This is a genomic window from Curtobacterium sp. MCBA15_007 (assembly GCF_001864905.1).
GTDB lineage: Bacteria > Actinomycetota > Actinomycetes > Actinomycetales > Microbacteriaceae > Curtobacterium > Curtobacterium poinsettiae.
This window is the reverse complement of sequence record NZ_MJGM01000019.1, coordinates 1-9,866: the sequence shown is the minus strand read 5'-3', so window position 1 is coordinate 9,866 and position 9,866 is coordinate 1. Positions and strand designations below refer to the sequence as shown.

Here is a 9,866-nt window from a genome sequence, read left to right as displayed (position 1 = left end):
TCGTGAACCAGAACCGTCACTCGTTACTGGGGATGCACCTTCCCCGCGGCGAGCAACCGGCGGCGAACCGCGGACTCCGAACCGCGAACCCGAACCCCAACCCCAACCCCGAACGTGCGACCACGGCGGGCCGCCGCAGGCTTCCCAGGAGGCGCCCGTACGCTCGTGCTGCTCTTCCTGCTCCGTCCGCCCAGCACTCGCCCAGCCCGTCGAGAGGTCCCGTCATGCGCCGTGTCGGCATCACCCTGGCCTCGGTGTTCGGCGCCGGGATCGTGGCGGTCGGCATCGGCGTGGTCGTCCTGGTGGTGATCGCGGTCAACTCGCTCGCCGGGGTCGCCAAGTCGAGCGCCGCGACTCCGGAGCCCGCGTGCCCGGCCGTCGCCTCGAAGACGATCGGCGGCATGGTCGTGCCGGCCGGACCCGTCGCCGGCTTCTGCCAGGACCGCCTGGTGAACGCCGCGCACGTGATCGAAGCCGCCCAGGCACTCGGGATCGGCCCGCACACGCAGGCCGTCGGCGTGATGACCGCGATCGGTGAGTCGAGCCTGGTCAACCTGGACCACGGCGACGCCGCCGGCCCGGACAGCCGCGGACTGTTCCAGCAGCGCGACAACGGCGCCTGGGGCACGTACGAGCAGCGGATGGACCCGTACACGGCCGCGACGATGTTCTACACGAAGCTCGTGAAGGTGCCCGGCTGGAAGACGATGACGCCGACGCAGATGGCACACGCGGTGCAGATCAACTCGGACCCGGACCACTACGCGAAGTCGTGGCCCGAGGCGAAGGTGATCGTCGAGGAGCTCACCGGCCAGACCGTGCCGGACACCGCTCCCCAGGGCTGACCCGTCACGAGGCCACCGCCTGCGTTTCCTCGTCGAACTCGACGATGGCCGCTCCACCGGAGTGCACGACGACCTGCGCGCGGAGCCGGACGGACTGCTCGTCGAGGGCGCACGCGCAGGCGTCGACCCACTCCCAGTCCACCGGGTAGAGGCGATCGGCGCCGGGGCGTTCCCACGCGAGCACGACGTCGGCGGCACCGAGCTGCGCGACGATGTCGGCGATCAGGGCGGCGAAGTCGTCGACGTGTTCGTCCGGCGAGTACGGCAGGTCGGCGATCGGCAGCAGGAACGGGATCGACATCCCGCGGTCGTCGAGGAACAGCACCCAGCACTGCCGACGCAGCGGGCGTTCGACGACGGCTTCGACGAGTGCGACGACGTCGTCGTCGGTGCGGACGGGTTCACGGGTCAGGCGGTCGAGCATCTCGGTGTCAGGCATGGCCCCAGCGTGGCGGCCCAGCATCCACCCCCGAGGCAACGACCAGCTTCTGTGGAGAGACGCTCGACGAGCCCGGCCTGTGGAGGAAGAACCGCTCAGATGCCGTGCGTGACCGAGCTGTCGACGAGCAACAGCGAGGCGAAGAACACCGCGACGATCGCTGCCATACCGACGAGCACCACCGGCCAGGTCAACCGTCGGCGCACGAGCCGCAGCACGCACACCACGATCGTCGCGACGAGCACCACCGCCACGATGATCGGCCCCATGACGACCACGGAGTCACCCAGCGTCTCGTTGCAGGTGTTGCCCGGTGCCGCACACGACACGAACGCCAGCGACATGAGCTTGATCCCCCACCCCGCTGCCAACGCACCCACCGTGAGCACCACGAGCAGGGCGGCGGAGGCGACCACGTCCGCGACGCGAGCGCGTCCTGCCAGGGGGCGCCGGGCCTCCCGACCGAAGCGCGCCGGGCCGGACCCGAGCGGATCGGGACCCGACGCAGGACCCGACCCCGGGCCCACGCCGGGGGCCGGCCCGGTCTGCCGCGCGGGCGCGCCCATCAGGAGCGCCGGCCGCGCGTCGACCAGAGGGCGAGCGCGATGAGGACGGGCTGGCCGAACAGGCGACCGAAGCGCTTCTCGTCGCTGTCCAGGCCGAAGGCGTCGCGACGGTTCACCCACTGCGACAGGTTGCCGGGGAAGATCACCGTGAAGAACAGGGCAGCGACCGAGCCGACGAAGCGACGCGCCGACTTCGGCGCGAGCACCAGGGCCGAGCCGAGCGTGATCTCCGCGACCCCGGACGCGAGCACCGTCGTGTCGTCGTCGAGCGGCACGAAGTCGGGCACCTGCGCCGTGAACTCCTTGCGCGCGAAGGTGAGGTGGCTCGTGCCCGCGACGACGAGGGCCAGGCCGAGCAGGACGCGGAAGAAGGAACGCATGCCTCCATGGTGCCCGTTCCCACGGCCGGATGCCCGCGCTGCGCGACCCGGACGTACCCGAAGCGAGGTTCACTCGCTACCATGCCGTCCATGGGAGCAGTCGCTCGGGACCACGAACCGCCGGCAGCTCCGGCGACCTTCGCGGTGTTGCTCGGACCGGTCGCGTTCTACCTGGGCATCATCGTGCCCGCGCAGTCCACCATCCGCCACGTCCTGCTCGCTGCCGTGTTCGGGCTGGTCTGCGTGCTGAGCGGCTGGCGGGCGATCCGGATCGCCGGCCGTCGCCGAGCCGTGCAGGTGTGGTCGTGGATCGGCATCGGCATCGGCACCGCCGGACTCGTCATGCTCGTCTGGCAGGTGCTCGTGATCGTGAGCGGCGGCACGTTCCCGCCGCCGTTCTGGTCGCCGTACGCCAACCGCTGACGCGGTCCGGCCGGGAGGCCCGGGTCGGGTCCGCCCCGCCGCCCACGAAACGGGTCGGTCCGGGTCAGGGCCGCCCCACCTGACGACGCCGGGTCACCAGCCGAGCGTGCCGGGCGCGCCCTTGAACGGGCCGACGATGTCCGCCGTGATCCAGCCGCCGTAGAAGTCGCCGTCCTGCGCCTGGACCTGTTCGCCGCCGACCTCGCACGAGTCCATCGCCGACGGGTAGATCGCGACGCGTTCCCGCAGCGACTCGTAGCCGGGAACCGGGGTCGGGTAGTTCCAGGCGGCACGGCTCGCGACCGTGCCATCGCCGCCGACGACGTCGAAGTAGCGCGCCAGGCCCTTGAACTCGCACATGCTCGATCCCGACGCCTTGACGAGCGCGCCCTCGGCCAGATCGGCCATCGGCAGGTAGTAGACCGGCGGGTGCGAGGTCTCGAGCACGCGGACGGCGTCGGTCGTGTCCGCGACGACCGTGCCGCCCAGACGGACGACGACGCGGGCGGTGACCCGCTCGACGGCGGGTGGGCGGGGGTAGTCCCAGACGGATTCCTGGCCGGGGCCGGGCTCGGTCCTCTTCGGGTGACGCATGCTCCAGGTGTACGCCCGGAGCCTGCGGTGCAGCCGCGTGCGTGCGCGGAATCGTCTCCGGGTGCACCATGGGCGGGTGACGACGACGACACGCACCCTGTTCCGACGGAAGCCCATCGAGACGATCGATGACGAGGCCGGGGGCGAGGGCGGCCTGAAACGGCACCTCGGCCTGTGGCAGCTCACCGCGATCGGCATCGGCGGCATCATCGGCGCCGGCATCTTCACCCTCGCCGGCACCGTCGCGAACGGCGTCGCCGGACCCGCGGTGCTGATCAGCTTCCTGGTCGCCGGCGTCGCGAGCGCCGCCGCCGCCCTGTCCTACGCCGAGTTCGCCGGGCTCATCCCGAAGGCCGGCAGTGCGTACACGTACGGCTACGCGGTGCTCGGCGAGATCGTCGGGTGGTTCATCGGCTGGGACCTGCTGCTCGAGTACACGGCGATCGTGGCGGTGGTCGCGATCGGGATCTCCGGCTACGTCGGGTTCCTGGTCGGCCAGTTCGGCATCGACCTGCCCGCGTGGATGCTCGGCGCCCCCGGTACCGGTGACGGCCACGTCATCGACGTCTTCGCGATCGCGCTGTGCCTGCTCACCGCGTTCGTGCTCACCCGCGGCATCCGCAGCGCCGCCCGGTTCGAGTTCGTCGCCGTCGGCATCAAGGTGGCGCTCGTCGTGCTCATCGTCGTGCTCGGGGTGTTCCACATCAACAGCGCGAACTACTCCCCGTACTTCCCGTTCGGGTTCGGCGGCGTGATGACCGGCGCCGCAACCGTGTTCTTCGCCGTGTTCGGCTACGACGCCATGTCCACGGCGGCCGAGGAGTCCACCGACGCCCGCAAGCACATGCCGAAGGCGATCCTGCTGTCCCTCGGCATCTCGATGGTCCTCTACGTCCTGGCGACGCTCGTGCTCACCGGGATGCAGAAGTACACCGACATCGACCCGGCGTCGGGCTTCTCGTCGGCGTTCGCGTCGGTCGGGCTCGGCGGTGTCGCCAACGTCATCGCGATCGGTGCCATCGTCGGCATCGTCACGGTGCTGGTGACGTTCATGCTCGGTGCCTCGCGCGTCTGGTTCTCGATGAGCCGCGACGGTCTGATGCCGAAGTGGTTCGCGAAGACCGACCCGAAGCGGCACGTGCCGACACGGGTGACCTGGATCCTCGGCATCGCGTCGGCGATCCTGGCCGGGGTGCTGCCGATCGGTGTCGTCGCGGAGCTCACGAACATCGGCATCCTGCTCGCGTTCGTCGTGGTCTGCTCGGCCGTGGTGGTGCTGCGCTACCGGCAGCCCGACCTGGACCGCCAGTTCCGGCTGCCGTTCATGCCCGTCATCCCGATCATCGGCGTCATCGCGTCGCTGTGGCTCGTCACGTTCCTGCAGTGGGAGACGTGGGTGCGGTTCGCGATCTGGTTCGCGATCGGGCTCGGTGTGTACTTCGGGTACTCGCGGAAGCACAGCAAGCTCGCCGAGCCGGCGAAGCCCTGACCCGGCAGCTCAGCGCCGCAACGTCTCCCGCGGGTACTCCCCGAACCGGGCCGCGTACACCGACGCGAACCGCCCCATGTGCGCGAAGCCCCAGCGCCGCGCGACGTCCGCCACCGATGTCGCATGCGGCTCGAGGACCCGCAGTTCCTCGTGCACGCGCCCGAGCCGCACCTCGCGCAGGTACGTCATCGGCGAGCGCTCGAACGCCCGCTGGAACGACTCCTGGATCCCGCGGATGCTGAGCCCCGCGGCCTGTGCGACGTCGGCGACGGTCAGCGGCTCGTGGGCGTGTGCCTGGATGAACTCCACCGCGGCACGGAGTCGTCCGTCGCTGCGGGTGCCGTACCCGGAGGGGAACCGCTCGGCCTGCAGCGGGTACATCCGGAACAGGGCGCGGGCGACGTCGCGCTGCGCTTCGTGCCAGGCGAGCGACTCCTCGCCCTCCTCGCGCAACGCGTGGAGGGCACCCGACACGGCGGTGCGCCAGAGTGCGACGGCGGACGGGTCCGGGGCGGCGGTCGTGTCGAACGCCACGGTGCCGTCGACCAGGTGGTTCTCGGCAGCGACGTCGAGCACCAGGTCCCGGCGCAGGTGCACCAGGCGCTGGTCCCAGTCCTTGTACTCCATCTCGAACCGGCGCTCGACGGGGAACATCGTCGGGACGCCGGGCTGCATGCGGACCTCGTCGTGGCCGACGTCGACGCGGGCTTCGCCGCGTTCGAGCCACTGCACGACGACCTCGCCCTCGGTGGCGACGTCGCCCCGCAGGTACCCGTGCATCTGGGAACGGCGGATGCTGAGCCGTTCGTCACCGACGCCGACGTACTTGAACCAGTAGTCCTGGTCGAGGGCCCGGGAGTACCAGGCCTTTCCCGCGTACATGCCGGCGAGTGAGCTGATGGCGGAGTCGGTGTCCTGCCCGGCCACGGCGACGAGTGAACGCGGCGGCGTGGGACGCGCAGCGGGGTCGGAGCCCGGAGCGGGCGACTTCGACTCGGTCGTGTCGGTCATGGGGCCACCTCTCTCTCCTGGAAGCAGAGCGGTGTGATCACGTGCGGTGGTGCCGACCTGCCCCCTCACGCTAAGGAGCGGCGGGTGGTCCTACAACCAGGTTGCGTTCCGTGGCCTAACGGCCGGTCCAGCGCACCCAACCGTGCACCTGGGCGGCGGCGCTCTCGAACGACGAGTGCCCACCGGTCAACGAGTGGTCCGGTGAATCGACCGTGTACGTGTCGGTCCGGGTGATGTCGCACACGACTTCCGAGCCGAGCCACCCGTTCCAGTGGTCGGCTGAGTCGCGTACCCACCGCAGTCGGTCCGGCATGCGTTTCCAATCGGTTCCGTGGACCGCAGTCGTCGCGCTCCGGTGTCGACGGTAGCCCTGCCCGATGTGGGGCGCCCAGGGTGGCGGCGCGGATCGTCGGTGGCGACTGGCACGATGGACCCGTGCCAGCAGCCCCGATGATCGACGCCGTCGACGTCATCCGATTCGTCGGGCCGCAGACCTTCGGCCGTGCACGCGACGTCGTTCGCGCCGGACTGGTCGACGACGCCACCTGGCACGACGACGACGGCACGGTCACCGCGGTCGTGTCCGGCACCGCCGACGACCCGTACGAACTGCGCGTCGACACCACCCCGGCGCGCGGCGACTTCGTCCGCCCGGTCCGCAGCAGCTGCAGCTGCCCGCTCGGCGGCGACTGCAAGCACGTCGCGGCTGCACTCCTCACCATCAACGCCCGCGCCCTCGCCGCGAACGCCGGCCCGCGTCCGGACGCGCCGGCTCCGCCGCCCTCTGACTGGAGGCACGACCTCGCCCGCCTCGCCGGTGACGACGAGCAGGCGCCCACCCCGCAGGGCACGCGAATGGGGCTGCAGTTCGAGTTGCGTGACGCGGTCCCCGCCAAGCTCGCTTCGCGAGCCCGTGCCGCCGGCCGTGCGCTGCCGACGGCGTCCCGCAGCGTGCGGCTCGGCGTCCGCCCGGTGACCCGCAGCGACGCCGGCAACTGGGTGCGTGGGCAGCTGACCTGGGGCACGCTCCCCTACTCGCAGAACCGGCTCGGCGTCGGTGCCGAGCAGCACGCCTGGTTCCTGCAGCTCGCCGCCCTGCACCGTGCCGGGCAGCTCGCCGGGTTGCCGGGTGAGAGCGACTGGCTGCACCTCGACGACTTCCGGAGTCCCCTGCTCTGGCCGCTCCTGCAACAGGCCGCGTCGCTCGACATCGCGTTCGTCACCGGCAAGCGCGAGGGCGGCGCGGTGCTCGGCACGCAGGCCCAGGTGCTGCTCGACGTCGGCCGGCACGACGACGCCGTGGTGATCGGCGCGAGTGCGGTGCTCGACGGCCGACCCGTGGTGCCCGGTGCGGCGCGGATGATCGGTGACCACGGCGTCTACGTGTTCCGCGAGAGCCCGGAGTTCACGGTCGCCGTCGCCCCGACCCCCGCGCCGGTGCCCGAGGACCAGCGCCGCATGCTCGTCGAGGGCACCCGCATCACCGTGCCGACGGCCGAGGTCGACGAGTTCCTGGCGGACTGGTCGCCCCGGTTGCGCGGTGCACTCGGGCTGGTCAGCTCGGACGGCTCGGTGGAGCTGCCCGAGCGCACCCCGCCCGAACTCGTGCTCACCGCGACCTTCGAGCCGGCCCGGGCGCCGCGCACCGACGACCGCGTGCACCTGCACTGGCGCTGGCACGTCGACGGCCGGAAGGACCCGGTGTCCCTGCACGGTCCGCTCCCCGACCTGTCCGGGCTCCGTGCCGCCGACGATCCGGCCGGCACCGACGAAACTCCCGTCTCGGACCCGGCCGCGGCGGTGGAGCCGGCCACGGCGACGACGGCAGCCGACGACGCGACGCGGGCCGGGCCTCCCGTCCGCACTGCCGGACCCGGTGGCGGACTGGACTGGTTCCAGGACGGCACCATCGACGGCGCCGACGTCGCGGTGTTCGCGAACGAGTTCCTGCCGGAGCTGCCGTCGCTCGGCGTCCGCACCGTCGTGCAGGGCGAGCGGCTCGACTACGAGCGGCTGAGCGGGCGACCGCACATCCGCGTCACGACGATGCCGTCGGACAAGCACGACTGGTTCGACCTCGGCATCATCGTCAGCGTCAACGGCAAGCAGATCCCGTTCACGCCGCTGCTCACCGCGCTCGCGGGTCGGCAGCGACGCCTGAAGCTCGTCGACAACTCGTACCTGTCCCTGGCCGACCCCGCGTTCGACCGGCTCAAGGAACTCATCGACGAGGCCCGCGACCTGGACGAGTGGGAGCCCGACCAGCCGATCGCCGTGACGCCGCTGCACGCCGGGCTGTGGACCGAGTTCGACCTGCTGGCCGACGAGACCTCGCACGACGAACGCTGGCAGGCGATCACCGCGGGGCTGCTCGGGGCGACTCCCCCGGGTGACGTCCCGGTGCCGGACACCGTGCACGCCGACCTGCGGCCCTACCAGCACGCCGGGTACGCGTGGCTGTCGTTCCTGGTGACGCACGGCATCGGCGGGGTGCTCGCCGACGACATGGGTCTCGGCAAGACGCTGCAGGTGCTCGCGATGGTCGCCGCCCGTCGTGCCGCGGAGCCCGACGATCCCCCGTTCCTGGTCGTCGCACCGACCTCGGTCGTCGGCAACTGGGCGGCCGAGGCCGCGAAGTTCGTGCCGTCGCTGCGGGTCGCGACGGTGACCTCGACGTCGCTGAAGGACCCGGGGCTCGTCGCACGGACCGCCGCCGCGTCGGACGTCGTCGTCACGTCCTACGCGCTGCTCCGGCTCGATGCCGACGCCTGGACCGACCTGCCGTGGTCGGCGCTGGTGCTCGACGAGGCCCAGTTCGTGAAGAACCCGCAGTCGCAGACCCACCGTGTCGCCTCGGAGCTGCAGGCACCGGTGAAGTTCGCGATCACCGGCACCCCGCTCGAGAACGGGCTGACCGACCTGTGGGCACTGTTCCACATCGTCGCGCCGGGGCTGCTGTCGACCTGGACCCGGTTCGGCGACGACTACGTGAAGCCCCTCGCCTCACCCGAGCTCCGGGGCGAAGCCCGTCAGGAACTCACCGGGCGGCTCCGTCGACGGATCCGGCCGCTCATGCTCCGCCGCACCAAGGAAGCCGTCGCGTCCGACCTGCCCCTGAAGCAAGAACAAGTGGTCCGGGTCACGCTCGACCCCGCGCACCGTGCGCTGTACGAGCGCACGCTCAACCGGGAGCGGCTGAAGGTCCTCGACCTGATCGACGACCTGTCCAAGAACCGGATGATCGTGTTCCGGTCGCTGACGCTGCTGCGGATGCTCGCGCTGTCGCCGGCGCTGGTGTCCGCCGGAGCGTCCGGGTCGGCGTCGTCCGACTCCGACGTCACATCCGGCTCGACCCCGATCCCCTCGGCCAAGCTCGACCTGCTGCTCGACGAACTCGAACAGCTCGCGGCAGAGGGGCGACGCGCCCTGGTGTTCAGCCAGTTCACCTCGTTCCTGCGGATGGTGTCCGACGCCCTCGACGCCCGCGGCATCGGCTACGAGTACCTCGACGGCTCCACCCGCAAGCGTCCCGAGGTCATCGAACGCTTCCGGCAGGGCACAGCCCCGGCGTTCCTCATCTCGTTGAAGGCCGGCGGCTTCGGACTCACCCTGACCGAGGCGGACACCGTGTTCGTGCTCGACCCGTGGTGGAACCCCGCCGCCGAGTCCCAGGCCGTCGACCGGACGCACCGCATCGGCCAGACCCGGTCGGTGAGCGTCCAGCGGTTCATCGCCGAGGACACCATCGAGGAGAAGGTCCTCGCCCTCGCCGCCCGCAAGGCCGAGCTGTTCGCCACGATGATCGACGACGACGCGCTGTTCGCCGACGACCTGACCGCCGACGACATCCGTTCCCTGCTGACCTGACCCGCCGCCTGCCGGCTCCCCCGCTGTTCGCCCGCCGCCGCGCTGCCCGCCGCCGCGCTGCCCCGCTGCCCCGCTGCCGTGCCAGATCCGCACCGTGCGAGATCCGCCAACCCGTGCGAGATTGCCCGCCCCGTGCCACCCCACAACTCCGCACCGAACAACACCGACCGCACACACCGACCAACCCCGCACCGTGCCCACCACGCCGCCCCGCCCCCGCGCCAGATCCGCACCGTGCGAGATCCGCCAACC

8 protein-coding genes and 1 pseudogene are annotated in these 9,866 nt (G+C 71.3%); 4 read left to right on the top strand and 5 right to left on the bottom strand.

Annotation, left to right across the window (positions count from 1 at the left end):
• The first annotated feature begins 224 nt into the window (after positions 1 to 224).
• Entirely contained in the window at positions 225 to 845 is a 621-nt protein-coding gene (locus BIU95_RS09790) for a hypothetical protein (protein WP_017886546.1), read from the top strand.
• Positions 846 to 849: 4 nt separating this feature from the next.
• Here BIU95_RS09790 and BIU95_RS09785 read toward each other — a convergent pair whose 3' ends face one another.
• The 3 genes and pseudogenes from BIU95_RS09785 to BIU95_RS09775 all read right to left on the bottom strand — a co-directional run bounded on the left by BIU95_RS09785 (position 850) and on the right by BIU95_RS09775 (position 2,230).
• Positions 850 to 1,284 carry a hypothetical protein gene (locus BIU95_RS09785; protein WP_017886545.1) on the bottom strand — a complete coding sequence of 145 codons (435 nt, stop codon included), beginning with the start codon at positions 1,282 to 1,284 and terminating at the stop codon, positions 850 to 852.
• A 95-nt stretch (positions 1,285 to 1,379) separates the two neighbouring features.
• A pseudogene (locus tag BIU95_RS19080) lies at positions 1,380 to 1,880 on the bottom strand (DUF6264 family protein); the annotation flags it as partial.
• The gene (locus BIU95_RS09775) at positions 1,850 to 2,230 is read right to left on the bottom strand and encodes a hypothetical protein (RefSeq protein WP_056068184.1); all 381 of its coding nucleotides are present in this window, start codon (positions 2,228 to 2,230) and stop codon (positions 1,850 to 1,852) included. The pseudogene BIU95_RS19080 and the gene BIU95_RS09775, both read right to left, overlap by 31 nt.
• Before the next feature lie 90 nt (positions 2,231 to 2,320).
• Here BIU95_RS09775 and BIU95_RS09770 point away from each other — a divergent pair, with 90 nt between their 5' ends.
• Positions 2,321 to 2,653: a hypothetical protein gene (locus BIU95_RS09770; RefSeq protein WP_071251572.1), complete on the top strand. Its 333-nt coding sequence runs from the start codon at positions 2,321 to 2,323 to the stop codon at positions 2,651 to 2,653.
• A 93-nt stretch (positions 2,654 to 2,746) separates the two neighbouring features.
• Here BIU95_RS09770 and BIU95_RS09765 read toward each other — a convergent pair whose 3' ends face one another.
• The gene (locus BIU95_RS09765) at positions 2,747 to 3,247 is read right to left on the bottom strand and encodes a DUF427 domain-containing protein (protein WP_071251571.1); all 501 of its coding nucleotides are present in this window, start codon (positions 3,245 to 3,247) and stop codon (positions 2,747 to 2,749) included.
• Positions 3,248 to 3,323: 76 nt separating this feature from the next.
• On the opposite strand from BIU95_RS09765, the gene BIU95_RS09760 reads away from it, so the two are divergent.
• On the top strand, positions 3,324 to 4,736 hold the full coding sequence (locus BIU95_RS09760; protein ID WP_071251570.1) for an amino acid permease: 1,413 nt from the start codon (positions 3,324 to 3,326) through the stop codon (positions 4,734 to 4,736).
• A gap of 9 nt (positions 4,737 to 4,745) precedes the next feature.
• On the opposite strand, the gene BIU95_RS09755 is transcribed toward BIU95_RS09760, so the two are convergent.
• Positions 4,746 to 5,747 carry an AraC family transcriptional regulator gene (locus tag BIU95_RS09755; protein ID WP_071251569.1) on the bottom strand — a complete coding sequence of 334 codons (1,002 nt, stop codon included), beginning with the start codon at positions 5,745 to 5,747 and terminating at the stop codon, positions 4,746 to 4,748.
• 435 nt (positions 5,748 to 6,182) lie between these two features.
• Between BIU95_RS09755 and BIU95_RS09745 the strand changes: the two genes are divergently transcribed.
• Complete coding sequence (locus tag BIU95_RS09745; protein ID WP_139179734.1) at positions 6,183 to 9,614, top strand: DEAD/DEAH box helicase; 3,432 nt, start codon at positions 6,183 to 6,185, stop codon at positions 9,612 to 9,614.
• The last annotated feature ends 252 nt before the right edge of the window (positions 9,615 to 9,866 follow it).